The following is a 26,085-nucleotide window of genomic DNA, read 5'->3' as shown; positions in this document are numbered from 1 at the left end:
GGCAGAAAATATAATGAAAAGATATTTTCTAAGTAGTTTATTGTTAACATTCAGTTGGTTTTGTTATGGGCTAACTGACATCCCGGAATTTGCACATCGTGTTATCGACACGACTCATACTTTAACCGATTCTCAAAAAGAGTCATTAGAATCAAGCCTAATTGGCTTTGAAAAGCCTCGAACAGATGGTGCCCAGATAGCGGTTTTAATGATTTCCAAACTGGATGATGAAACGGTAGAACAATACGCAGATAGAGTCTTTATTCAATGGAAAATCGGTCGAAAAGGACAAGACAATGGTATTTTATTAGTTATTGTTAAAGATGATAAACTCATGCGAATTGAGGTTGGCTATGGGCTTGAAGGAACTATTACAGACTTAGTGGCCAGTAAAATTATTCGTGAGCAATTAGCACCACAATTTCGACAAAATAACTATTATCAGGGTATTGATAACGCCTTATCTGTGCTAAAACAAAAAATCGATAATCCTACCCCGAAATGTGAAGATAATGAACAAGGCCTTAGGATTGAACAGTTATTTACAGAAAACTTTGCTTATTATGCGCTGGTGTCATTCGTTATTTGTTTTATACTTGCCAAATTATTATATCGTAAAGATAAAACCAAACAATGTTTACGTACTGGTTTATTTAACGCATTATCTGTTGCTGGATACACTCTTTGGCATGTGGAATATATACTTGAGATAGCATTTTTTCTGTTTTTTATAATGTTTGTCGTATTTTGTTTCAGTCTCCTAGTTAGCAACTTTTTAACTCCCGGAGCTGGCGGAGGAGGAAATAGTCACGGAGGAAGTGACGATTTTGGTGATTCTAGCGGTGGTTTTAGCGATAGCGGCGACTTTAGCGGCGGCGGTGGAGGTTCTAGCGGTGGCGGTGGCGCTTCCGGTAGCTGGTAATTTTTAATAAAACGATCTTGGTTATATATCTTCTCCACAATAATCAGCTTTAACATTAAAACCCCGATCATCAAAAAAAAGTTGAGGAACGGGGTTTTTTAATATTAATTTAGGGCGTTAATGACGTTTTTAATCGTTTTTAATGATTAAGTTTGAAATCAATTTACTCAATTACTTATCCAACACGACAATCCTTGTTAGTTACAGAACTCACTCATCATGACAATAAATTTCCTTTTGCAATAGGAAAAAGTCTCTCTCCACATTGATTGTTATTTCATTTAGGCTAAGTCATCTTATAAATAAACAAGAGAATAATAATGACTATGCCACAATTCCGAATGGTCGAAGATGATTTAGATCCCGAAGTTGTTACTGAGCAAACGATAAAAATCATTAATCATTGGTTAGCTGAGCATCAAATCACTCAAAATGATGTGCAAAAAGCGATGCTGTTATCACATGTTAAAGCGATGGTAGAAAGAGCAAAAACTTTAGAAAAACTCCCCGAAGTCGATCCCACTATATTTGATGAATTATCAGAGCAAGCTTTAGCTCTTTCGCGTAAAACAGTAGAACTATTCAATAATCTTCCAATGGAAGAGGTTTATTTATTGGCTGTTCATTATGAGGTGGCCATGGCCAACTAAACAAGTTACTAGATATAAAAAACGATAATTAATAGGAGAACAATTATGGCTGAATTAGTCATCGTAATCGGCGATAGAATGGGAAAAGGACAAAAAATTGCAGAAGGAATCAATTCTATTGATGGATGTCGCGCAATTGTTATACCAGGTATGGCCGCCGATATGAAATTAGGTGATGTGATGAATCAAGAAAATGCGGATTTAGGGCTTTCGTTTTGTGGAAGTGGTGGCGCGGGTGCGATAACAGCCCAAAATAAGTATGGTTATTCACAACGACATGGTATGCGTTCGATTGAAGAAGGTGAAACTGCCATTAATGATGGTTGTAAAGTGCTTGGTTTTGGTTTTATGGATACGGTAGAGCTTGGTCAGCGTATCGCCCAAGCATTTTTAAAAAAATACCCTCGTTCTTAAATAGGTTTGAAATATGAAAAAAACTGAGCAGATACAAGTAAGAGTAACCGGGCAAGGGGATTCAAAGCAGCGTGCATTTGCCATAGCCTTAAGCCAAGTGCAGAAACAGGTGCTTAAAAATACGAATAATGTAATGTTACGAATTGAACCCCTAGATATTAGTGTTGTTTCTGCTACAGAAAAGATAACTACAGAACGTTTTTTATTTATCTTTTTACCTAGAAAAAAAGCATTTTATGACATCACTCTTGATGTATCAGTAAATGTTACGTTTATCGATCTAAGCGATATTAAATTTATCTCTAAATAACGTAAAAGGAAAGTCATGGAAATTCTAATTATAGCGTTAAAGTCTATTGTAATTGGTGGACTGTGTGGATTTGGAGTAGGAGCGGGTGCCGCTCGAATGTTTCATGCTCCAACCTATCAAGGTATGGGGGCATTTCGTACCCTAGGTGAGCTCAATTCATGTGAGGGTGATCCAGCTGCTCACTTTTCATTTGGTTTAGGATTCTTTTTTAATGCATGGGCTTCATCAGTTGCTGCGGGTTCATTCACGCAAGATGTTGATCATCGTATTATCCCGAACTGGGGAGCTGCATTATTGATGATAAAAAACCGAAATTTAGCTCAAACGCTACATGATCCTAAGAAAATGGCGATTGCTTGTGCATTTATCGGTGTGATTGTTGTGTTATTTTTAAATACAACGACATCAGTTATTCCTGATTCATTAAAAATCACTGCAACAAAAGTCCTAGTTCCAGCTGCGAATTTGCTTGTGGCTACAGTGATGCCAGTTATTTTCTGGTTAGCTGCCTTAGATGCTGGTCGTAGAAGTGGTTTTTGGGGCACATTGTTTGGAGGCCTTGCCCAATTAATTATGGGTAATGCAGTGCCAGGATTAGTTCTGGGAATCTTGATTGGCAAAGGTGTAGATGACAGTGGTTGGAATCGAGTAATGAAAATCATGCTTGTTGCAGTAATCATCTTATTTGTCATGAGCGGATATTTCCGTGGTTTTGATATGAAGATGATAAATTCATTTCGAGATGGTTTGTCTTATTGGTTTAAATAATATAGGGAACAACACATTATGAATACTCAAACAACCATTAATAAAAGTTTTTGGTATGCAGATTGGTCTTTCCCTATTCTTTGTGGATTACTCTCTGCTGGTATTTTTGCTGGGACGCATACTTTCTATGTATATGGTATTGGCGCTTTTAATGAAATTGCCTTTGTTGCAATGCTTAAATCAGGAATGACAACGGGCGACTATGGCGCTGTAGCAGCTTTTGGGGCGAGCTTTTTATTTGCACGTGTTATTGAAGGATCGCTAGTTGGTATCCTTGATATCGGTGGTGCACTACAAACCGGTATTGGTTTAGGGGTACCTGCGCTGTTATTAGCTGGTGGCTATACATTGCCAATTGAGAATTTTTTTGTGGCATTAGTAACAGGTTTAATTCTCGGTTTAGCAATAGGCTTAATTATCATCCTGATACGTAAATTTACCGTTAACAGTGGCGGCGGCTCAACCTTTGGGGCTGATGTCATGATGGGCGCGGGGAATGCTTCAGGTAGATTTCTTGGTCCAATGATTATTTTATCAGCTATGGTTGCTTCTATTCCAATCGGTATAGGTTCACTGCTTGGTGCACTACTATTTTATGTGTGGAAAAAGCCTATTACTGGTGGTGCAATCTTGGGTGCCATGATCTTTGGTGGTATCTTCCCAATTATATAACGTCATGTTCCCCTCTATTTATAGCATGGTGGAGGGGTTGGATTAAATTATGTATGACTTAATTATAAAAAATGCCAAACTTATTAATGATTCAGTAACTGATATCGCGATTAACCATGGCAAAATTGTTGAAATTGGCAAGGATATAACAGCACCATCTGAACGGATGTTGGATCTAAAAAGTCAACACTATATCAGTGCTGGTTGGATCGATTCTCACACTCACTGCTTTGCGCGCTCACCTATATATCATGATGAACCCGATCTAATTGGTGTTAAGGCTGGGGTGACGACAGTGGTTGATGCCGGCAGTGTTGGTGCCCTAGATATTGATGAGTTTTATGATTTAGCTATGCAAGCTAAGACTCATGTTTATTCTTTTTTAAATATCTCAAAAATTGGCTTAATAAGGCAAAATGAGCTTGCTGATATGCAAGATGTTGATGTTGCGTTATTTGACAAATCACTCGCTAAATATCCTCATTTTATTATTGGAATAAAAGTTAGGATGAGCCGTAGCGTTGTTGGTGACAATGGTATTTTACCATTAATCAAAGCAAAAGAGATGCAGAAAAAGACTGGTTTACCACTGATGATTCATGTTGGTAATAATCCTCCTGAACTTGATGAAATTGCAGAGTTATTAACTAAAGGTGACATTATTACTCACTGTTTTAATGGTAAACCAAATCAAATATTCGATAAACAAAATAATCTGCGAGATTCAATTAAACGCGCTATTGAGCGTGGCGTCATTTTAGATATTGGTCATGGCGGTGAAAGTTTTAGTTTTGCTGTTGCCGAGCGCGCTAAATGTTTAGATGTTTATCCTAACACTATCAGTTCTGATATTTATTCTAAAAATCGCTTACAAGGCCCAGTATTTAGCTTGGCTAATGTCATGAGTAAATTAATTTGTTTAGGTTATAGCAAAACTAGAATTATAGATAGTGTGACGAAAAATGCGGCACAAATATTGCATTTAAAAAACAAAGGAGAAATAGCAATTGGCTATGATGCTGATTTGACTATTTTTGATGTAAGAAAGCAGACTGTTTTGTTTACTGATTCAGAAGGTGATGTGCGTGAATGTCATGAGCAGTTTGTTCCTTTGGCTTCTATCGTTAATAATATTAATGAAATAATACAAGAAGGTAGTGAAAATGAGCTCAGAATCTCAAACTGAAAAAGAAATATACAGTAAATACCATTTGAAAAAAGTGATTAATGCTTCCGGGCGAATGACTATTTTAGGTGTATCAACCCCTAGAGCAGAAGTGGTAGATACCGTATCTCATGGTTTGAATGAATATTTTGAAATAAAAGATCTTGTTGATAAAACAGGTCAATACATTGCTAAATTACTTAATGTAGAAAATGCTGTAGTTGTGTCCTGTGCTTCTGCTGGAATTGCGCAAGCTGTCGCGGGTTTAATTGTTAAAGATGATCGTGATTTGCTATTTAATCTCCATAGTTCTGATAAATATGTACCTCGTGAAATTATCGTTCCCAAAGGACATAACGTTAATTTTGGTGCTCCTATCGGTACGATGGTGTCTTTGGGTGGTGGGCTTGTCGTTGAGGCGGGGTATGCGAATGAGTGTAAACCAGAGCATATTGAATCACTAATTAATCCTGATACTGCAGCTATTTTATATGTTAAATCACACCATTGCGTGCAAAAAAGTATGTTATCCGTAGCTCAAACCGCCACGATTGCCAAAAAATATAATATTTCATTAATTGTTGATGCCGCTGCAGAAGAGGATTTACAAGCCTATTATCAACAAGGTGCGGATTTAGTTATCTATAGTGGTGCAAAAGCTATTGAAGGGCCGACTAGTGGATTAGTCATTGGTCGTCATCAAGCAATTGAGTGGCTTAAACTTCAGTCCCAAGGTATTGGAAGACCAATGAAAGTGGGGAAAGAAGGTATTTTAGGTTTAACAAAGGCTATTGAATTATATATTAATGATCCAAAACAAGAAACTGGACAAGAAATGGTTTCTAAAATGACACCATTTATTGAAAAATTAAATTCAATTGATGGCATATCAGCAAAAGTTGTTTGGGATGGTGCAGGGCGCGATATTGCTCGAGCAGAAATATCATTTGATTCAAAAGTTATTGGTAAAACCGCAATTGAAATGATTGAGCTGATGAAGCAAGGTGAAGTTGCAGTCTATTTTAGGGAATATAAGGCCAATGAAGGCAAAGTAGATGCAGATGTTCGCAGTGTCACTGCCGAACAGCTTGATATTATCTATAACAAAATTAAAAAAATTATCCAAGGAGTAAAATAATGCAATTAACACCAAATTATTTTAATGACCGTGTTTGTTTGAATGTACTAGCCAATTCAATTGATAATGCGCGTGCTATTTATGAAGCCGCTCAAACTTATGTTGTTGTTGGCGTCTTATCAAAAAACTATCCAGATAATGATCAAGCAATCACTGATATGAAAAAATATGCTTTAGCCATTGATAATGCAATTTCAGTTGGCCTTGGCGCGGGTGATCCAAATCAATCTAACATGGTGTCTGAAATATCAGCCGTTCTTCAGCCTCAACATGTCAATCAAGTTTTTACTGGAGTAGGAACAAGTCGCGCTTTATTAGGGCAAAAAGAAACCGTAATCAATGGACTTGTATCACCAACAGGTAAAGTGGGCTTAGTTAATATCGCAACCGGACCATTAAGTTCAAAATCACCCGCTGCAATCGTACCTGTTGAAACCGCTATTGCGTTATTAAAAGATATGGGAGGGAGCTCTATAAAATATTTTCCTATGGGTGGTTTAAAACATGTAAATGAATATGAATATGTAGCTAAATGCTGTGCTGAATTTGATTTTTATTTAGAACCTACAGGGGGAATAGATTTAGACAATTATGAAGCCATTTTGAAAATTGCTTTAGATGCAGGTGTAAAAAAAGTGATTCCACATATTTATACGTCAATTATTGATAAAGAAACTGGTGCGACAAGAACTGAAGATGTTAAACAACTTTTAGCTATTACGCAAAAATTAGCAGGATGAGTAATGGCATCTAAATTGCTATTCCCTTATCAACGATTAGCTTATATTTTTGATACGATAAAAAATGAATTGCTACCTCAAAAAGAGCTAGCAAATCGTTTTTCAGTATCGATAAGAACTATTCGTTCGGATATTTCTGCTTTAAATGATGTGTTACAAACTTATGGTGCGCAGGTTGATTATATTAAAAATATTGGTTATCGCCTTGTAATAGTTGATTCTAACCTTTATGCAACAATACCCATCGTTCAGCAAATTGAACGGGTTCCTCGCACTAATAAAGAACGTGTTTCCGCCTTACTTATTGCATTTTTAACACAATCTAAATCTGTAAAATTGGATGATATTGCTGGTGAATGGTTTTTAAGCCGTAATACATTGCAAAATGATGTTATTGAAGTTAAGCAGTATTTAGACAAATACCATTTATCGCTCGATAATCGTCCTTATTCTGGTATGCGATTAGTCGGAGAGGAATCAGCTATCCGAGCTTGTTTAACTGATATTTTATGGCAACACCATATAACGGGCGATACTATCAATGTTAATCGTTTAATACAGGCAATATTGCCTGATATTGATTTAGAGTATCTTGAAAGCCTATTACAAGACCAGTTTGAACGTTTTGAATTGAAATTAACTTCGGAAGGGCAAGGGTATTTGCTCTATTGTTGTGCAGTTTCGATAACTAGAATTACGCAAGGTCATGAATTATTGGACTATCAAGTGGATCATATTGATTCTACAGTAATTGGAGCTGCACGAGAGGTCTCTGAAGGCTTTTCTTATTTTTTAGGCAGTGCACTTTCAGATGCTGAATTTAATTATTTATGTGTGCAGATTATGTCGCGCACTATTATGCAATCACCTAATCAAGCTAAAAGTCTAGAGTTATTTGAACATATCTTGTCTTATATCAATGATTCTTATCACTATAATTTGAAAGATGACATGAAACTTCGCCAAGATATGTTAATCCATATTTCATCGATGCTATCTCGGATCAAGTATAAAATTCATACTTCCAATCCATTACTACATGAAATTAAGCAATATTACCCTTTTGCCTATGATATTACTTTATCAGCATTAGCGAATATTCATAAATTTACTGATGTTAAAATGACTGAAGATGAAATTAGTTATTTAGCAATTCATATAGGCGTCGCATTAGAGCGTAACTATAGTGCTGGATATGAAAGATTAGTGCAAATTTTACTCGTTAGTGAATTAGGTAATGCCACCTTGCGTATGATTGAATCAAAGATTAAACGAGATTTCCCTCATATTTTAATTAAACGAACGCTTTCTTATCGAGAATATGAACAGTTAACTCATATTGAGGAAGATTTTGTTGTCTCTACCGTTCGCTTGACCGAAAAAGATAAGCAAATAGTAAAAATAGCGCCATTTCCAACACCTTATCAACTTGAACAATTAGGGCGATTGTCTATGGTAGATCGCACAATGCCATATATTATTGAGCGCTTTTTTAATGAAAAGTTTTTCCTAATTATTGATAAGCCAATGACACAAAATGAACTGTTTCAGATAATTTGTCAGCGCCTTGAGAAATCAGGATATGTTGGATCAGATTTTCATCCATCGGTGGTGGAGCGAGAGAATATTGTATCAACCTTAATTGGTGAAAATATTGCTATTCCCCATTCAGTAGGGTTGTTGGCTAAAAAGACAGTGGTAACAACTATTTTGGCTCCTCAAGGTATTGAATGGAATAAAAATGAGATTGCGCATGTCATTTTCTTATTAGCAATCAGTAAAGATGAATATGAAGATGCAATGCGAATCTATAATTTAGTGGTTAATTTTGTTAAAGAAAGATCAACTAAGCGGTTACTAAATAGTCGAAATTTCGATGATTTTCAAGCCATAGTAAAAGACAGTTTTGGGCGGCTATCATAATTAATTTGCTTTAAATTTGAAATTGAGAAAGCGATTTCTATTAAGTGAATAGAATTTCAATGATCAAATAAATAACGATTTTGGATATTAAAAAACCCCGCTCCTCAACTTTTTTTTCTAATACTAATGTCAGGAAATAAAAATGATAAATATTAAAGGAATAATTAATAATGAAAACAAATTATCTTGTGCTTACCCATTGACGAAACAGTGATTTAAAGGTAATATGCGCGCCTTATGGCTTTGTGTGGTTTTTAGCTGCACTTAATAATTTTTAAGGTAGACATGCATATCTTATGCAAAATAAATTACCATTAACAATTGACCCAATTAAAGCAGCACAAAAAAGACTTGATTATGTTGGATATTATCCAGCAAAAAGTGCAACGAGGATTGAAAGTCCAAAAAGTGATATCGAATGTCATCTATCTTTTGATTATGATGAACAAAAACTTTGCGTTATCACCATTGATGCAAAAATGACGCTTGAGTTGATTTGTCAGCGTTGTTTTAAACCTTTTATCACTGAAGTCCATGTGATGAATAAATTCAGCCCTGTTAAGAGCGATGCTCAAGCAGAGGCATTACCGGAACATTATGAACCCGTTTTAGTTAACGAGTTTGGTGAAGTAGATATATTAGCGTTAATTGAGGACGAAATTATTCTCTCATTACCAATTGCGCCGGTGCATGATAGTAAACACTGCGAAGTGTCAGAGGCAGATATGGTATTTGGTGAAATTCCAGCGGAGAATGAAAAACCAAATCCATTTGCAATTTTAGTTAGTTTAAAGAATAAGGGGTAAATCCATGGCTGTTCAACAGAATCGTAAAACTCGTGCAAAACGTGGTATGCGTCGTTCTCATGATGCATTAACTGTTGCTAATATCTCAGTTGATGAATCAGGTAAAACACATTTACGTCATCACGTAACCGCTGATGGTTATTATCGCGGTCGTAAAGTGATTTCTAAATAATTATTTAGTAACTAGAAATCTTCAGGTGACATTTTGGATAATCTAACCATTGCGTTAGATGCTATGAGCGGGGACTTCGGTCCTCGTATTGTTGTTCCTGCTGCAATTCAAGCATTACACCATTATCCAAACCTTTCTATCTTTCTTGTCGGTGATTTAAAGGAAGTTGGCTTTTTTTTGTCTAAAGAAAATGCAAAGCTGGTTACTCAATATCAAGAAAATGGTCGTTTGATGTTAACTGAATCTACTGCGATCATCGCTAACGATATGAAACCATCATATGCAATTAGGCATAGCCAAGGTTCCTCAATGAGGATTGCATTAGAGTTAGTGAAAAGTAGTAAGGCTCAGGCTTGCGTCAGTTCCGGTAATACTGGTGCGTTGATGGGGCTATCTAAGCTGTTGTTGCATTCTTTAACTGGTATCGATCGCCCGGCATTAGTTGCCACCATTCCTGCGTTAAATAACCAAAATACTGTTGTGCTTGATTTAGGTGCTAATGCAGAATGCGATAGTGATATGCTAGTGCAGTTTGCCATAATGGGCGAAATACTAGCAAAATCAGTCCTTCATATTAAAAATCCGCGCGTTGCTCTGCTTAATATTGGTGAAGAAGATATTAAGGGGCTAGATAAAATTCGTGCCGCGGCGTCTATTTTGAAAGCCAATGATCAAATTAATTATATCGGTTATTTAGAAGGCAATGAGCTGTTGACCGGTAAAACTGATGTGCTTGTTTGTGATGGTTTTGTTGGTAATGTGACGCTCAAAACAGTAGAAGGATTAATCAAAATTTTCATGTCATCATTTAAAATGCTATTAGGGCAAAACTCATTAATTATGAAATTTTTGAGTAAATGGCTTCAACGAAAAATAGTAAAAAATTTTGGTTATTTAGATCCTGGACGATATAATGGTGCCTGTTTACTTGGACTTCAAAGTATTGTGATTAAAAGTCACGGTAGTGCCAATCAAAAATCATTTTTTGCAGCAATTGAGCAAGCTATTTTAGCTATCGAAACGAATATACCTGAGAAGATTGCCAATAGTCTTTCTTCTGCACTACCTAAGAGCGAATAATTAGATGTATACAAAGATATTAGGAACAGGAAGCTATCTTCCAAAACAAATAAGAACCAATGCCGATCTTGAAAAGATGGTCGATACTAGTGATGAATGGATAACTACCCGTACTGGTATTAAAGAAAGACGCATTGCTGCACCCGATGAAACCGTTACTAGTATGGCTTATGAAGCGGCGATTAATGCGATTGAAATGGCGAAAATCGATAAACAAGAGATTGGTTTGATTATTGTTGCAACAGCAACATCGGTTAATGCTTTTCCAAGTTCAGCTACTGAATTACAGGCCAAATTGGATCTGGGTGATGTAATTGCATTTGATGTATCAGCTGCTTGTTCAGGATTTATTTATGCGCTTGATATTGCGGATAAATATGTGAAGAGTGGTGCAATTAAATATGCCTTAGTGGTTGGCTCAGATATGTTAACTCGTGGTGTTGATCCAAGTGATCGCGGGACAATTATTATTTTTGGTGATGGTGCAGGAGCTGTTGTAGTGGGTGCTTCACAAGAACCAGGAATTATTGCTTCTCATCTTCATGCTGATGGTCGTTATGGTGAATTGTTAAAATATCCATATGTCGATCGTCGTTCACTTAATGATCCAGTTTATATGACAATGCATGGCAATGAAGTATTTAAAATTGCAGTCAAAGAACTTTCAAATTTAGTCGATGAGCTATTATCCGAGAATGCATTTAATAAATCAGATTTAGATTGGTTAGTTCCTCATCAAGCTAATTTACGAATTATTTCAGCTACGGCTAAACGTCTTGATATGGATATGAGTAAGGTTATTGTGACGCTTGATAAACAAGGTAATACTTCTGCTGCATCGGTACCTTGCGCTTTAGATGCAGGTGTGCGAGATGGCCGTATTAAACGAGGGCAGTTAATATTGTTAGAAGCTTTTGGCGGTGGTTTCGTTTGGGGCTCTGCACTCGTTAAATTTTAATTTATAACTTATTTTAAGTAATCAAGGATTTCAAAATGACCAAATTTGCAATGGTATTTCCAGGACAAGGCTCACAAGCTGTAGGTATGTTAAAAGATCTTGCTGAAAACTATCCAATTGTGAAGTCAACTTTTGATGAAGCTTCACAAGTGTTAGGTTATGATTTATGGGCTTTAGTGCAAGATGGTCCTGCTGATGAATTAAATAAAACTTGGCAAACTCAACCAGCATTACTTGCTTCATCTGTTGCTATTTACCGTGTTTGGCAAAGTATTAATGGCGCTCAACCAGAATTTATGGCAGGCCATAGTTTAGGCGAATACTCAGCATTGGTATGTGCTGGTGTAATTGATTTTAAAGATGCAATTAAATTAGTTGAGCTACGTGGAAAACTAATGCAAGAAGCTGTACCAAGTGGTACAGGGGCAATGTTTGCTATCATTGGTTTAGATAACGATTCGATCCGTAAAGCTTGTGACGAAGCGGCTCAAGGCCAAGTCGTTGCACCAGTTAATTTTAATTCACCGGGTCAAGTTGTTATTGCGGGTAATAAAGAAGCGGTTGAACGAGCAGGTGCTCTGTGTAAAGAGGCTGGTGCTAAACGAGCATTACCACTGGCAGTTAGCGTGCCTTCACATTGTGCTTTGATGAAACCAGCCGCTGATAAATTAGCGGTAGCATTAAATAATATCACATTCAATGCCCCTAAATTTGCAGTAATTAATAATGTTGATGTTAAAGTTGAAACATCAGCAGACAAAATCAAAACAGCATTAATCGCTCAGCTATATAGCCCTGTTCGTTGGACTGAAACAGTAGAGGATATGGCAAAACAAGGTGTAACAATGTTAGTTGAAATCGGACCAGGCAAAGTTTTAACTGGTTTAACTAAACGAATCGTTGATTCATTATCGGCTTATGCTGTTAATGATAAAGCATCATTAGATGTTGCGATAGAAAATACTAAATAGAAGGTAAAAGGGGTAGTTATGAACCTATCAGGAAAGATTGCTTTAGTTACTGGCGCAAGCCGTGGGATCGGGAAGGCAATTGCAGAAAAATTAGTTGCTTGTGGCGCAACCGTTATTGGAACTGCAACAACCGAAAAAGGTGCTCAAGCTATAAGTGAATATTTAGGCACTAAAGGTAAAGGTTTAGCACTAAATGTGACCGATGAAGGATCTATTGAATCAGTTATTAATACAATTAAAACGGAATTTGGTGATATTGATATTCTCGTTAATAATGCAGGTATCACTCGTGATAATTTATTAATGAGAATGAAAGAAGATGAGTGGCAAGATATTTTAGATACTAATTTAACGTCTGTATTCCGCTTATCAAAAGCATTAATGCGTACAATGATGAAAAAACGTTATGGTAGAATTATTACTATAGGATCTGTTGTTGGTACTATGGGTAATGCAGGCCAAGCTAACTATGCGGCTGCAAAAGCTGGATTGATTGGGTTTAGTAAATCATTAGCTCGTGAAGTTGCATCTCGAGGTATTACGGTTAATGTGGTAGCACCAGGGTTCATTGCAACTGATATGACAGAAGCATTGACTGATGAACAAAAGGCGTTAACATTAGCACAAGTGCCAGCAGGGCGTTTGGGTGAACCCGCTGAAATTGCTAATGCAGTCGCGTTTCTTGCTTCTGATGAGGCATCTTATATTACGGGTGAAACTTTACATGTCAATGGCGGCATGTATATGGTGTAATTGATCAGAATAGTGTAAAATGAGTCAATAATTTCACGTTTTGAACAAAAAATAAGCAATTGGGTTGAAAAATGATTGGCATCTTTTTCAACATTTTATAAACTTACATTCACCGCCACTTTCGGCGATATTTATAGGAAAAAAAAGAGTATGAGCACTATTGAAGAGCGAGTTAAGAAAATTATTGTTGAGCAACTTGGTGTTAAAGAGGATGAAGTTAAAAATGAATCTTCTTTCGTTGAAGATCTTGGCGCTGACTCTCTTGATACAGTTGAATTAGTTATGGCTTTAGAAGAAGAATTTGATACTGAAATTCCTGATGAAGAAGCTGAAAAAATTACAACTGTACAATCAGCAATTGATTATATTACTGCAAATCAATAAGGTTAGCAGAGTTTTCATAATAGGCGGTCAAATGATCGCCTAGTTTGTATTTATATCTCTATTTTTATAGAGTGGATTCCAATTTAATTTTGAAAACTCATAAAAAATTTTCAATGATTCAAATTTCATTTCAATCCTTTTCTGGAGGACAATGTGTCTAAACGCAGAGTTGTTGTTACTGGAATGGGCATGATATCTCCAGTAGGTAATACAGTTGATTCTACTTGGCAAGCTTTATTAGCCGGTCAAAGTGGTGTAGAACTTATAGAACACTTTGATACAGCCCCTTTTGCAACACGCTTCGCAGCGATGGTTAAAAACTTTGATGGCGAAGATTATAATATTTCACGTAAAGATGCTCGTAAAATGGATTATTTCATCCAATACGGTATTGCGGCAGGTATGCAAGCAATGCAAGATGCGGGTATTGAAATTACGGAAGAAAATGCAGAGCGAATCGGTTGTGCTATCGGTTCAGGTATTGGTGGACTAGGATTAATTGAAGAAAATCATAGTGCATTAGTTAATGGTGGACCACGTAAAATTAGTCCTTTCTTTGTACCATCGACTATAGTAAATATGATCGCTGGTCACTTATCAATTATTTACGGATTAAAAGGTCCAAGTATTACTATTGCTACCGCTTGTTCTTCTGGCGTACATAATATTGGTCATGCAGCGCGTATGATTGCATATGGTGATGCCGATGCGATGTTAGCTGGTGGTGGTGAAAAAGCGAGTACTCCTCTTGGTATCGGTGGTTTTGGGGCTGCGCGTGCATTGTCAACGAATAATGACAACCCAAAAGCTGCAAGTCGACCATGGGATAAAGATCGTGATGGTTTTGTGCTTGGTGATGGTGCAGGTATCATGTTCCTAGAAGAATATGAACATGCTAAAAAACGTGGTGCTAAGATTTATGCTGAAGTAGTTGGTTTTGGTATGAGTGGTGATGCTTATCATATGACTTCACCTCCAGCGGATGGAAGCGGAGCGGCATTAGCTATGAAATGTGCGATTCGTGATGCAGGAATAACACCTGAACATATTGGTTATATTAATGCTCATGGTACATCAACTCCTGCTGGTGACAAAGCTGAGACTCAAGCAGTTAAAAGCATTTTTAAAGAAAATGCCAACAAAGTAATGGTAAGTTCAACTAAATCAATGATTGGGCACTTATTAGGTGCAGCTGGTGCGGTTGAGTCTATTTTTACTGTACTTGCATTACGCGATCAGGCTGTTCCTCCAACAATTAATTTAGATAATCCTGATGAGGGATGTGATCTTGATTATGTTCCACACACAGCTCGTCAAGTGAAAAACTTAGAATATGCACTTTGTAATTCATTTGGCTTTGGTGGTACTAACGGTTCAGTCTTATTCAAAAAGATTTAATCTCCATTTTTCCCATCACGATTTGGTGATGGGAAGCAACTATTTCTTTTTTTCATTTTTCAATAATACATTTCACAATAAAAAATGTGGCATACACCTCATTTTTTAAAATATTTAGTAGTATATTAATGATAAAAGCGTATGTTTTAATCTAATAATATAGATAGAAATATTTCTTAAAATAATAAGATTTATCTATGCAGGATTTTTTATTTTTTAGGAGTTGTTATTATGATTACTACTGCACTTTTTCCAAATCGTTACATTCAAGGTTTTAATGCAATTGAAAATAGCCTAGGCCAAGAGTTAGCAAGGCTTGGAAAAAAAGCATTATTACTTGAAAGTCCATCTGCACATAAAAATTTATCTAAAACTATCGAAAAATCACTATCAGGTAATATTGAAAGTATCGTAGATATATTTAATCGAGAATGTAGTGATGAAGAGATTGCAAGGATAATTGAGTTAGCTAAATCTCAAAATATTGATGTGATTGTAGGTATAGGTGGGGGGAAGGTTATTGATACAGCGAAAGCGATTGCAGCAACTATTAACTACCCTTGTGTTGTGGTCCCTACGCTTGCCTCTACAGATGCGCCTTGTAGTGCTTTATCAGTAATTTATACGCCAACTGGTGAATTTAAAAGATATTTTGTGTTACCCAGAAATCCTGATGTAGTATTAGTTGATTCAAAAGTTATCGCTAATGCTCCTGTAAGATTTTTAGTTGCCGGTATGGGAGATGCTTTAGCAACATGGTTTGAGGCCGAAGATTGTAGACAATCAAAAGCTGGGAATATGACTGGACGACCAGGTCCAATGACTGCATTTGCGTTAGCAAAATTTTGTTTTGAAATATTACTTAACTATGGTGTTCAGGCAAAAAATTCTTGTGAACAAAAAGTCGTAACTCCAGCCCTAGAACATGTAATTGAAGCTAATACACTTCTTTCCGGATTGGGGTTTGAAAGTGGTGGGCTTTCAGCTGCCCATGCCATTCATAATGGATTTACAGCATTAGAAGCAACGCATAATTATTGGCATGGTGAAAAAGTAGCATTTGGTACGCTTGCTATGTTAATGCTAATCGATAGCGATCCTGAAATGATCGAGACTGTTTATCATTTTTGTGAGTCAGTTGGATTGCCAACTACGCTAGCAGAAATTGGATTAGCTAATGTTAGCGATGATAATTTGATGCAAGTGGCAATTTTAGCTTGTGCTGAAGGTGAATCAATTCATAATTCTCCTGCAGAAATTTCTCCAGAAACAGTATTTGCTGCGATAAAAGCAGCTAATGCTGAAGGTTTACGGCGCAAATAACTTTTTATAATTTTTAAGACTAATTTGATTAACTTCCGTTCTTTATAACGGAAGTTTTATTTATTGTTTTATTAGTCGATTTTTTGATAAATAAAGCAATAAGAATATTCGTCTGGTTTGTGCTATAATTGTGGCTAATTTTTTGTGTAATTACTTTTGGTAAATATGACCGAACCTAAGTTTATTCATCTTCATTTGCATAGCGATTTTTCAATGGTTGATGGTATCGCTAAAGTAGGTGCTTTAGTCAATGAAGTAAGTAAATTGCAAATGCCTGCTTTTGCAATTACTGATTTTACCAATCTCTGTGGACTAGTTAAGTTCTATGGATCAGCCATGGGAAAAGGCATTAAACCTATTATTGGTGCTGACTTAGCAATTAAAAGTTCACAACTAAGTGATGATATTTATCGATTAACAATATTAGCCGCTAATAATACAGGCTATCAAAATCTTACCTTATTAATTTCAAAAGCTTATCAACGAGGCTATATTGGTGATATGCCTGTTGTTGATCAAGAATGGCTAACTATCCATCGAGAAGGTTTAATCATATTAGCTGGTCGTGAAAGTGATATTGGTATTGGTGTTATTCGCGATAATCAAGCGATTATTGATGAGGCGATCACTTACTATTTAGAAAATTTTAATCAACATTTCTATTTTGAATTAGTCCGTACAAATCGCGCCAATGAAGAGTTATTTATTCATAGCGCAATTAAACTCGCTGAACAATATTCCTTACCGGTTGTGGCGACTAATGATGTGCGCTTCTTATCATCTTCTGATTTTGAAGCGCATGAAATTCGAGTAGCTATCCACGATGGTAATACACTTGAAGATCCAAGTAGGCCGAAAAACTATTCATCCGAGCAATACTTACGATCGGAACAAGAAATGTGCAAATTGTTTTCCGATATTCCAGAGGCATTGGAAAATAGTGTTGAAATAGCTAAACGATGTAATGTGACTATTCGACTCGGCGAATATTTTTTACCACAGTTTCCTACGGGTGATATGTCAACCGAAGATTTTTTGGTGCATAAATCACGTGAAGGTTTAGAAGAGCGGCTTGAGTTTCTTTTTCCTGATCCAGAAGTTCGAAAACAGCGACGTTCTGAGTATGATGACCGGTTAGAAACTGAATTAAACGTAATAAACCAAATGGGCTTTCCTGGGTACTTTTTGATCGTCATGGAGTTTATTCAATGGTCAAAAGATAATGATATTCCTGTTGGCCCAGGACGTGGTTCAGGAGCCGGTTCTTTAGTTGCTTATGCTCTAAAGATAACTGATTTAGATCCATTAGCATTTGACCTACTTTTTGAACGTTTTCTAAACCCAGAACGGGTTTCAATGCCGGATTTCGATGTTGATTTTTGTATGGAAAAGCGTGATATGGTTATTGATCACGTTGCTGATATGTATGGTCGCGATGCAGTATCTCAAATTATTACATTTGGTACAATGGCTGCTAAAGCAGTTATTCGCGATGTAGGACGAGTTCTTGGTCATCCTTATGGATTTGTTGATCGTATTTCAAAATTAATTCCACTTGATCCGGGTATGACATTAGCTAAAGCATTTGAAGTTGAGCCTCAACTTCAAGAGCTTTATGATAACAACGAAGAAGTTAAGTCTCTCATTGATATCGCCAGACAATTAGAAGGGGTAACTCGAAATGCAGGTAAACATGCCGGTGGTGTAGTAATATCTCCGACTAAGATTACCGATTTTTCTCCTATTTATTGCGATCCCGAAGGTCATCACCCAGTAACACAGTTTGATAAAAATGACGTTGAATACGCAGGGCTTGTTAAATTTGACTTTTTAGGGTTACGGACCTTAACCATTATTGATTGGGCTATTAAAATGATTAATGAGCGCCGATTAAAAGATGGAAAACCACCAGTTGATATTACTTGCATACCACTTGATGATGACGAATCATTCCAATTATTATTAAAAGCTGAGACAACAGCTGTATTCCAACTGGAATCGCGCGGAATGAAAGACTTGATCAGACGTTTAAAACCTGACTGTTTTGAAGATATGATCGCTTTAGTTGCGCTATTTCGACCGGGTCCGTTGCAATCAGGCATGGTAGATAATTTTATTGACCGTAAACATGGTCGGGAGGAGGTATCATATCCTGATATAAATCATCAGCATGAATCACTTAAACCAATTTTAGAACCGACCTATGGTATCATCCTATATCAAGAACAAGTTATGCAGATTGCTCAGACGCTATCGGGTTATACACTTGGTGGCGCCGATTTGCTTCGAAGAGCAATGGGTAAGAAAAAACCAGAAGAGATGGCCAAACAGCGTTCGGTCTTCAAAGAAGGAGCTGAAAAACAAGGTGTTGATGGTGAACTTTCCATGCATATCTTTGATTTGGTTGAGAAGTTTGCCGGATATGGTTTTAATAAATCTCACTCAGCTGCTTATGCACTTGTTTCATATCAAACATTATGGTTGAAAACGCATTACCCCGCCGAATTTATGGCAGCCGTAATGACTGCTGATATGGATAATACAGATAAAATTGTGGGTCTTGTTGATGAGTGTTTAAGAATGGGGCTGCAAGTAAATCCTCCTGATATTAACAGTGGTCTTTATCATTTCCATGTGAATGATAAAGGCGAAATTGTATATGGTATTGGTGCAATAAAAGGCGTTGGTGAGGGCCCAATTGAGGCTATTGTCGAAGCACGTAATAGTGGTGGTTATTTTAAAAATATCTTTGAGCTTTGTGCTCGAACAGATATGAAGAAAATCAATCGGCGCGTGTTAGAGAAATTAACTATGGCTGGGGCTTTTGATAAATTAGGTCCTCATAGAGCGGCTATTTTGCATAGTATCAATGACGCCATGCAAGCAGCAGATCAGTATGCTAGAGCTCAAACCATTGGGCAAGAAGATATGTTTGGTGTATTAGCTGAGGAGCCAGAACAAGTTGAAAATGCTTATGCTGCTGTTCCTGAATTACCCGAACAAGTATTACTTGAAGGTGAACGAGAAGCCTTAGGTTTATATTTAACCGGCCATCCAGTTACGCAATATTTAAAAGAACTTAATCGATATTCTGGTGGAGTTAGAATAAGTGAAGCGGCTCCAACTGGATGGGGGAAAATGGCAACATTTGCCGGTATTGTTGTTGATGCCAGAGTTCGAATAACTAAAAAAGGTAATAAGATTGGATTATTCACTTTAGACGATAGATCTGGACGAATTGATGGCTTGCTTTTTTCTGACGCATTGGAAAAGTTTGGTCATTTGTTAGTGAAAGATAAAATTTTAATCGTTTCAGGTCAAGTTAGTCATGATGATTTTAATGGCGGATTTAAGATGTCGGTTCGCGATATTGTCGACTTAAAAGATGCTAGGGCTAAGTATGTTAAAGGATTATCTTTAACCTTATCTGACGCTGAAGTTAACCGTCCAATTTTACAGCGATTACAACAAATTATAGAACCTTATCGACATGGTAGTGTCCCGATTAATCTCTATTATCATAGAGAAGATTCTGTGGTACGTCTTCAATTTGGTACAACTTGGCGGATTGTGCCTGAAGATGCGCTAATAATAGAGTTGAAAACTTTATTAGGAAATGAGCGAGTGGACTTTGAATTTGATTAATTAAAAAACAGATTTTTTTATTTAATGGTTGCAGTTAACCTATTAAAAGCTAGCTGTGCCATTTGGAATGTTGATGTTCATTAATAATAAATATTGGTGACTTCAATGATTATTACATAGTAAAATTGACTTAATTTTATTTTAATAAATAGTCAGTATACTAAATTTAGTAATGTATTTTAACTAAATACAATTAATACAAGAGGCAATCATAAGCGTTATGAATAATTTTTTGGAATTTGAAAAGCCGATAGCGGAATTAGAAGCAAAAATTAATTCCTTAAAGAATATTGATTCGCAACAAGTTGAATTGGATATCAATTTAGATAAAGAAATTAAACAGTTGAATCAAAAAAGTCGTGAGTTGACTAAGAAGATATTTTCAAATTTATCACCTTGGGATGTAGCTCAATTAGCCCGACATCCTAATCGCCCTTATACATTGGACTATATTAATGAAATTTTTACCGACTTTGATGAGCTGGCCGGTGACAGAGCTTACGCAGATGACAAAGCAATTGTTGGTGGAATAGCTCGTATTGATGACCGACCTGTTATGGTTATTGGTCACCAAAAAGGTCGTGAAACTAAACAAAAAATTTATCGTAATTTCGGTATGCCTGCTCCTGAAGGTTATCGTAAAGCATTGAGATTAATGCAAATGGCTGAGCGATTTAAATTACCTATCATTACCTTTATTGATACACCAGGTGCTTATCCTGGTATTGGCGCAGAGGAAAGGGGGCAAGCTGAGGCGATTGCTCGTAATTTACGTGAAATGTCTCGTTTAAATGTACCAACAATTTGTACTGTTATTGGTGAAGGTGGTTCTGGTGGAGCACTTGCAATAGGTGTGGCCGATAAAGTTAATATGCTCCAATATAGCACTTATTCTGTTATTTCTCCTGAAGGTTGTGCGTCTATTCTTTGGAAGAGCGCAGATAAAGCACCAGTGGCGGCTGAAGCAATGAATATGACTGCAGATAAATTGATAAAACTAAAACTTATTGATGCAGTTATCCCTGAACCTTTAGGTGGCGCTCATCGAGATTATAGTGCTGTTGCAGCCTCACTTAAAAAGCAATTATTATCTGATCTTGATGAATTAGGTAGTTTGGAGTTGCCTGTGCTTCTTGAAAGAAGGTTCCAGCGTCTGATGAATTATGGCTATGTAAGATAATTTTAAATTTGGGAAGTTATTGTGAAAAAAGCAACAGGACTACAACGTATTATCAATGCGACGAAGTACTCATTAAAGGGATTTAAATCAGCTATCATAAATGAAGCAGCGTTCCGACAAGAATTAATTTTGTTAATTCTTGCTTATGTTATTGTAATGCTTATTGATTTTTCTATTTATGAGCGAATTTTATTAGTTGGTTCAATAGGCTTTGTGATGATAGTTGAACTCATTAATAGTGCTATTGAATGTGTGGTTGATAGAATTGGAAGTGAGCGACATGAATTATCTGGTCGAGCAAAGGATTATGGCTCCGCGGCTGTTTTTCTTTCATTACTTTTGACTTTAATATTATGGATTTATCTCTTTGCTTGCCATTTCTTCCCTTAATAGAGATTTTTGAAGTTTTAATAAAAAATGCGAGAAAATCTCGCATTTTTAACTTAAAAATAGATTAAATTATTCACTAACAAGTTCTTTGATAAGATAATTTCCTGTTTTCTCTGTATCAAGAATGTTTTTTAACCAAGGCATAATTGTTTGCATTTGCTCATTTAACTTCCAAGGTGGATTAATCACAATCATACCTGAAGCTGTCATTCCCTTCTGATTATTATCGGGTTTTACTGCCAATTCGAATTGTGAAATTCTTTTAATACCTGAATTAATAATTTGCTCAATCATCTTTTGTGTTTGAGTTCTAGAGACAACTGGATACCAAATTAAATAAACCCCGGTTGCAAAACGTTTATATGCTTCAATTAATGCTTTTGGGATTTTTTGATAATCATCTTTTATCTCATATGATGGATCTATCAAAATAATACCACGTCGTGATTCAGGGGGTAATTTTGATTTGAGTTGTGCAAATCCATCTTCTTTAAATACTTTAGCTCGCTTATCTTTACTAAATTCTTGTCTTAATAAGGAATAGTCAGTTGGGTGAAGTTCAGTAAGATTAAGTTTATCTTGCTCTCTTAGTAATTGCTTAGCAATTAAAGGTGAGCCTAGATAATATTTTAAATTATCGAAAGGATTATAACGCTTCAGAACAGATAAATAGGTGTTAAGTAGTTCTGGCGTATCAGATTGTTGCCAAATTAAATTGATTCCTGATAAAAATTCTCCAGTCTTTTCAGCATGTTCACTTTGTAGTAAATAGCGACCAGCGCCAGAATGTGTATCTAAATATAAAAAAGGCTTTTCTTTTTCTTTCAATGCATTAATACATAACGTCAATACAATGTGTTTTAACACATCTGCATGATTTCCCGCGTGATAGCTATGACGATAGCTTAACATGGCTTGTTTAACCTCTCTTGTTCATTTTTTTGCATATAAATAGTTATTAATGCAAGACTTAAAAGACAAGGTATTTCCATTAACTCTTCAATAAGATCTTTTCTTTCGTTGCTTAGGACTAAAAATTGATGACCAATACGATGATGTTCAGCAATATCAGCAATTCCTAGAAAGAGGAAAGCAAAAAAGATGTGCCAGACAGGAATTTTTTCAAATTTATAACGGCGAACTATCTCTTGACGGATTGTCGGTAAAAATATTGTTAAAAAAGGTATTCCAATTAAGATACCAGCAATTATTTTATAGTAGAAACGGGGTACCTCAGGGAAAAAGTCACGGCCCCAGCTGATTCCTCTGCCAAAAAGCATAAACCACCAGAAAATTGTCCAAACCCAAAATTTGTAAAGATTTACATGATTCTTGACCTTTTTAGCATATAAATATGTGTAACAGCACATAAATAATAAGAAAAGAGACTGTAAATGTTCGACCAAGCTAACTGTCAATTTTCCATACAATGGAATGAAAAAGTTACCTGCTATATATAAACAAAAGCTTAAAATCACAATAATTGTGGAACTTTTGTAAAAATGTGTATCAAAATTAGGCATGTTTTACTTCAAAATTAAATAGATATTTTTAGTTTTAGTATAGTACCGCATTTACGGCATTGATAACTAGTTTTATTCTTTCGAATTTTGTTATGTCGTATTGGTGATAAATAATGTTCTTGGCAATTACAAATATAGACATATTCGTTACGTTTAATATTAAAATTATGAGTAACTTTAGGTTCCTTTTTCATTATTTCAGACATGATATATTGCCATTCTTGTCCATGTGGTTTTACTTTTCCAAATTTTTGAAAGGTAATGAGATGTGCTAATTCATGAGGAACAACTTCATTAATAAATTTTTCTCCATTCTCATTAAGCATTATGCTATTGAGCTGAATTTCCCAGCGAGTTAAAAAAGCACATCCAGCAACACTACCTTTAGGTTTATAACTGACTTTGGGTTCTTTATAATTAGTATTTAATATATTATTGGCTTGAGTTAAGTGAGTTCTTAAACAAGCCAATACTTGATTATGGAGATAAATTGGAATTCGTTTATAATCCTGCTGCATCTCTAAGAATGGTTGCTTTATCTGTTTTTTCCCAAGGGAATATATCTCGACCAAAATGGCCGTAAGTTGCAGTTTTTTGATAGATTGGTTGGATGAGATCTAGCATTTGAATTAATCCGTAAGGTCTTAAATCAAAAAATTCTTTAATTAAAGATATAATTTTATTATGTTCAATTTTTTCAGTACCGAAAGTATTGACATAAATCGATGTTGGGTTAGCAACACCAATTGCATAAGAAACTTGTAGCTCGCATTTATCAGCAAGTCCCGCTGCAACAATATTTTTAGCAACATATCTTGCTGCGTAGGCAGCGGAACGGTCTACTTTTGAAGGATCTTTTCCAGAAAACGCACCACCACCATGACGTGCTGCACCGCCATAGGTATCAACAATAATTTTTCGGCCGGTTAAACCACAATCTCCCATAGGTCCACCAATTACAAAACGTCCTGTAGGATTGATAAAATATTTCGTTCTAGAAGTTAGCCATTCCGCCGGTAACGTTGGTTTAATGATTTCTTCCATGACGGCTTCATGTAGAGCTTTTTGTTCAATACCTTCTGAATGCTGGGTTGATAAAACCACAGTATCAACACCTTGGATTTTTCCGTTTTGATAAATTAAAGTAACTTGGCTTTTTGCATCAGGTCTTAACCAAGGGAGGGTGCCATTTTTTCTCACTTCAGCTTGGCGTTGCATAAGGTCATGGGCATAACTAATTGCTGCAGGCATTAAATTAGGCATTTCGTTTGTAGCATAACCAAACATGATACCTTGGTCACCAGCACCTTGTTCCAATGGATTCTGCCTATCAACACCTTGATTAATATCTGGTGATTGTTTACCAATAGCATTTAGAACAGCACAAGAATTAGCATCAAACCCCATTTCTGAGCTGGTATAACCAATATCATTAATCGTTTTTCTAGTTAATTCTTCAATATCTACCCAAGCAGAAGTTGTAATTTCTCCGCCAACTAATGCCATACCAGTCTTTACGTAAGTTTCACAAGCCACTCGAGCTTTAGGATCTTGCTCTAAGATAGCATCTAAAACTGCATCAGATATTTGATCGGCTATTTTATCAGGATGACCTTCTGATACAGATTCTGAAGTAAATAAAAATTCTGACATGTGTTACCTTCTTTAACTTATTTAGAGCAATGCTCTAAATATAATCGTATGAAATACTTATGTTTGGCAGTTTTACCATCTAGACGTCTATTTTAATGATTTATTCTGTAAAAAGCCAGTACTACCTTAAACAAAATTGCTTGCATAAAATTTTAATCAATTTAGGATATGGCTCGATTAATTTTTTAACCTTCGTTAACTGCATATGAATATTGTAAAAAAAACTCCAACAGTATTAGTTTTTGATTCGGGTATTGGTGGGTTATCTATTTATAACGAAATTTACAATAAAATACCCTATTTACGGTATATCTATGCCTTTGATAATGAGATGTTTCCTTATGGTGACAAATCCTCTGAATTTTTAATTAAACGAGTAAGTCATATAATAGATACAATTATAGAATCATATTCAATTGATTTAGCCGTCATTGCATGTAATACCGCAAGTACTATTTGTTTACCTAGTTTACGCTCAAAGTTTTCTTTTCCTATTGTCGGTGTTGTACCTGCAATTAAACCTGCAAGCATAATTACTAAAAATAAATGTATTGGGTTATTAGCGACGAAAGCTACAATTCAAAGAGCATATACAAGTAATTTAATTAAAGAGTTTGCTCCTGATTGTAATGTTAAATTACTTGGTTTATCTGAATTAGCTTATATAGCAGAGAATAAGTTACAAGGCATTGCTGTTGATATGCAGCAACTTGAGATACTAATGCAGCCATGGCTCAATCTACCAGTCATTCCTGATACAATTGTGCTTGGTTGTACTCATTATCCATTTATTAAAGATGAACTTAAACTACTTTTCCCTAATACGACTTTTATTGATTCGGGAAATGCGATCGCTTCTCGAGTTTATTCATTACTTAATGAGCGATTTGATCTAAAGAATGTTACAGCACAATCTTCAACAGACAATATTGTCTTGAGCACATTATGTAACCAACAAGTTAAAAAATTGATGGAAAAATTATCTAAATATAATCTTGATAAATATCAGAGAATTAGTGTATTAGATGATTAAAGCTTATTCGAACGATTAATGAATTGCTGTTTTTCACTTGCCAAAAAAAAAGAAGTGCCTATAATGCGCATCCACTGACACGGCGTCAGCGAAAGCAGACGATAATGAAGTTGG

27 protein-coding genes are annotated in these 26,085 nt (G+C 35.9%); 23 read left to right on the top strand and 4 right to left on the bottom strand.

Translation table 11 applies throughout. The features are described from left to right. Positions 1-13: 13 nt before the first annotated feature. From J3U18_RS10545 to J3U18_RS10440, 22 genes are all read left to right on the top strand, one after another. Positions 14-922 (top strand): TPM domain-containing protein, encoded by a 909-nt coding sequence (locus J3U18_RS10545; protein ID WP_267354004.1) that lies wholly within the window; start codon positions 14-16, stop codon positions 920-922. Positions 923-1,242: 320 nt separating this feature from the next. Continuing rightward, positions 1,243-1,572, top strand: coding sequence for a PRD domain-containing protein (locus tag J3U18_RS10540; protein WP_065561825.1), 330 nt, complete (start codon positions 1,243-1,245; stop codon positions 1,570-1,572). Positions 1,573-1,617: 45 nt separating this feature from the next. Continuing rightward, positions 1,618-1,986 (top strand): SFCGS family glycine-rich protein, encoded by a 369-nt coding sequence (locus tag J3U18_RS10535; protein WP_065735204.1) that lies wholly within the window; start codon positions 1,618-1,620, stop codon positions 1,984-1,986. Between the two features lie 13 nt (positions 1,987-1,999). Beyond that, on the top strand, positions 2,000-2,296 hold the full coding sequence (locus J3U18_RS10530) for a DUF4312 family protein (protein ID WP_065561827.1): 297 nt from the start codon (positions 2,000-2,002) through the stop codon (positions 2,294-2,296). 15 nt (positions 2,297-2,311) lie between these two features. Continuing rightward, positions 2,312-3,064 carry a DUF4311 domain-containing protein gene (locus J3U18_RS10525; RefSeq protein ID WP_267354002.1) on the top strand — a complete coding sequence of 251 codons (753 nt, stop codon included), beginning with the start codon at positions 2,312-2,314 and terminating at the stop codon, positions 3,062-3,064. 18 nt (positions 3,065-3,082) lie between these two features. Next, entirely contained in the window at positions 3,083-3,736 is a 654-nt protein-coding gene (locus J3U18_RS10520; RefSeq protein WP_065561829.1) for a DUF4310 family protein, read from the top strand. 49 nt (positions 3,737-3,785) lie between these two features. After that, positions 3,786-4,922, top strand: coding sequence for an amidohydrolase/deacetylase family metallohydrolase (locus J3U18_RS10515; protein ID WP_267354000.1), 1,137 nt, complete (start codon positions 3,786-3,788; stop codon positions 4,920-4,922). Continuing rightward, positions 4,900-6,039 carry a DgaE family pyridoxal phosphate-dependent ammonia lyase gene (locus J3U18_RS10510; RefSeq protein ID WP_267353998.1) on the top strand — a complete coding sequence of 380 codons (1,140 nt, stop codon included), beginning with the start codon at positions 4,900-4,902 and terminating at the stop codon, positions 6,037-6,039. The genes J3U18_RS10515 and J3U18_RS10510 overlap by 23 nt, the downstream gene beginning before the upstream one ends. Further along, positions 6,039-6,779 (top strand): 2-dehydro-3-deoxy-phosphogluconate aldolase, encoded by a 741-nt coding sequence (gene dagF / locus J3U18_RS10505; RefSeq protein ID WP_267339303.1) that lies wholly within the window; start codon positions 6,039-6,041, stop codon positions 6,777-6,779. The genes J3U18_RS10510 and dagF overlap by 1 nt, the downstream gene beginning before the upstream one ends. Positions 6,780-6,782: 3 nt before the next feature. Further along, positions 6,783-8,702 (top strand): BglG family transcription antiterminator, encoded by a 1,920-nt coding sequence (locus J3U18_RS10500; protein ID WP_267353996.1) that lies wholly within the window; start codon positions 6,783-6,785, stop codon positions 8,700-8,702. Between the two features lie 296 nt (positions 8,703-8,998). After that, complete coding sequence (gene yceD, locus J3U18_RS10495; protein WP_267353994.1) at positions 8,999-9,508, top strand: 23S rRNA accumulation protein YceD; 510 nt, start codon at positions 8,999-9,001, stop codon at positions 9,506-9,508. Positions 9,509-9,512: 4 nt separating this feature from the next. Further along, on the top strand, positions 9,513-9,680 hold the full coding sequence (rpmF, locus tag J3U18_RS10490; RefSeq protein ID WP_025316508.1) for a 50S ribosomal protein L32: 168 nt from the start codon (positions 9,513-9,515) through the stop codon (positions 9,678-9,680). A 33-nt stretch (positions 9,681-9,713) separates the two neighbouring features. Continuing rightward, positions 9,714-10,760, top strand: a complete 1,047-nt coding sequence (gene plsX / locus J3U18_RS10485) for a phosphate acyltransferase PlsX (protein ID WP_081303428.1) — start codon at positions 9,714-9,716, stop codon at positions 10,758-10,760. 4 nt (positions 10,761-10,764) lie between these two features. After that, positions 10,765-11,718, top strand: a complete 954-nt coding sequence (locus J3U18_RS10480) for a beta-ketoacyl-ACP synthase III (RefSeq protein ID WP_065561835.1) — start codon at positions 10,765-10,767, stop codon at positions 11,716-11,718. A 35-nt stretch (positions 11,719-11,753) separates the two neighbouring features. Further along, on the top strand, positions 11,754-12,689 hold the full coding sequence (gene fabD / locus J3U18_RS10475) for an ACP S-malonyltransferase (protein ID WP_267331124.1): 936 nt from the start codon (positions 11,754-11,756) through the stop codon (positions 12,687-12,689). A gap of 18 nt (positions 12,690-12,707) precedes the next feature. Then, the gene (fabG, locus tag J3U18_RS10470) at positions 12,708-13,442 is read left to right on the top strand and encodes a 3-oxoacyl-ACP reductase FabG (protein ID WP_065561837.1); all 735 of its coding nucleotides are present in this window, start codon (positions 12,708-12,710) and stop codon (positions 13,440-13,442) included. Between the two features lie 150 nt (positions 13,443-13,592). Beyond that, the gene (gene acpP / locus J3U18_RS10465; RefSeq protein WP_025316503.1) at positions 13,593-13,826 is read left to right on the top strand and encodes an acyl carrier protein; all 234 of its coding nucleotides are present in this window, start codon (positions 13,593-13,595) and stop codon (positions 13,824-13,826) included. A 153-nt stretch (positions 13,827-13,979) separates the two neighbouring features. Continuing rightward, entirely contained in the window at positions 13,980-15,224 is a 1,245-nt protein-coding gene (fabF, locus tag J3U18_RS10460) for a beta-ketoacyl-ACP synthase II (protein WP_065561839.1), read from the top strand. A 231-nt stretch (positions 15,225-15,455) separates the two neighbouring features. Next, entirely contained in the window at positions 15,456-16,547 is a 1,092-nt protein-coding gene (locus J3U18_RS10455; RefSeq protein ID WP_267353992.1) for a glycerol dehydrogenase, read from the top strand. Between the two features lie 165 nt (positions 16,548-16,712). Beyond that, positions 16,713-20,192 carry a DNA polymerase III subunit alpha gene (dnaE, locus tag J3U18_RS10450; protein WP_267353991.1) on the top strand — a complete coding sequence of 1,160 codons (3,480 nt, stop codon included), beginning with the start codon at positions 16,713-16,715 and terminating at the stop codon, positions 20,190-20,192. Between the two features lie 220 nt (positions 20,193-20,412). Continuing rightward, a complete protein-coding gene (gene accA, locus J3U18_RS10445; RefSeq protein WP_065561842.1) occupies positions 20,413-21,372 on the top strand; it encodes an acetyl-CoA carboxylase carboxyl transferase subunit alpha in 960 nt (319 codons plus the stop codon). Between the two features lie 18 nt (positions 21,373-21,390). Continuing rightward, positions 21,391-21,762, top strand: a complete 372-nt coding sequence (locus tag J3U18_RS10440; RefSeq protein WP_081299430.1) for a diacylglycerol kinase — start codon at positions 21,391-21,393, stop codon at positions 21,760-21,762. A gap of 69 nt (positions 21,763-21,831) precedes the next feature. Here J3U18_RS10440 and J3U18_RS10435 read toward each other — a convergent pair whose 3' ends face one another. The 4 genes from J3U18_RS10435 to metK are packed head-to-tail and all read right to left on the bottom strand — an operon-like array spanning position 21,832 to position 24,938. Further along, positions 21,832-22,674, bottom strand: a complete 843-nt coding sequence (locus J3U18_RS10435; RefSeq protein WP_065735195.1) for a 23S rRNA (adenine(2030)-N(6))-methyltransferase RlmJ — start codon at positions 22,672-22,674, stop codon at positions 21,832-21,834. Then, positions 22,668-23,285, bottom strand: coding sequence for a hypothetical protein (locus J3U18_RS10430; protein WP_065561845.1), 618 nt, complete (start codon positions 23,283-23,285; stop codon positions 22,668-22,670). The genes J3U18_RS10435 and J3U18_RS10430 overlap by 7 nt, the downstream gene beginning before the upstream one ends. A 14-nt stretch (positions 23,286-23,299) precedes the next feature. Then, positions 23,300-23,803 carry a SprT family zinc-dependent metalloprotease gene (locus J3U18_RS10425; RefSeq protein WP_065735193.1) on the bottom strand — a complete coding sequence of 168 codons (504 nt, stop codon included), beginning with the start codon at positions 23,801-23,803 and terminating at the stop codon, positions 23,300-23,302. After that, positions 23,787-24,938 (bottom strand): methionine adenosyltransferase, encoded by a 1,152-nt coding sequence (gene metK, locus J3U18_RS10420; RefSeq protein WP_065735192.1) that lies wholly within the window; start codon positions 24,936-24,938, stop codon positions 23,787-23,789. Before metK ends, J3U18_RS10425 begins: the two co-directional genes overlap by 17 nt. 205 nt (positions 24,939-25,143) lie before the next feature. Between metK and murI the strand changes: the two genes are divergently transcribed. Next, on the top strand, positions 25,144-25,971 hold the full coding sequence (murI, locus tag J3U18_RS10415; RefSeq protein ID WP_267332447.1) for a glutamate racemase: 828 nt from the start codon (positions 25,144-25,146) through the stop codon (positions 25,969-25,971). The last annotated feature ends 114 nt before the right edge of the window (positions 25,972-26,085 follow it).

It is taken from the genome of Gilliamella sp. B3482 (assembly GCF_026536805.1).
In the GTDB taxonomy this organism is placed as follows: Bacteria; Pseudomonadota; Gammaproteobacteria; order Enterobacterales; family Orbaceae; genus Gilliamella; species Gilliamella apicola_E.
Note: the sequence above shows the minus strand (reverse complement) of the source record. Positions and strands in the feature narration are given on the sequence as shown.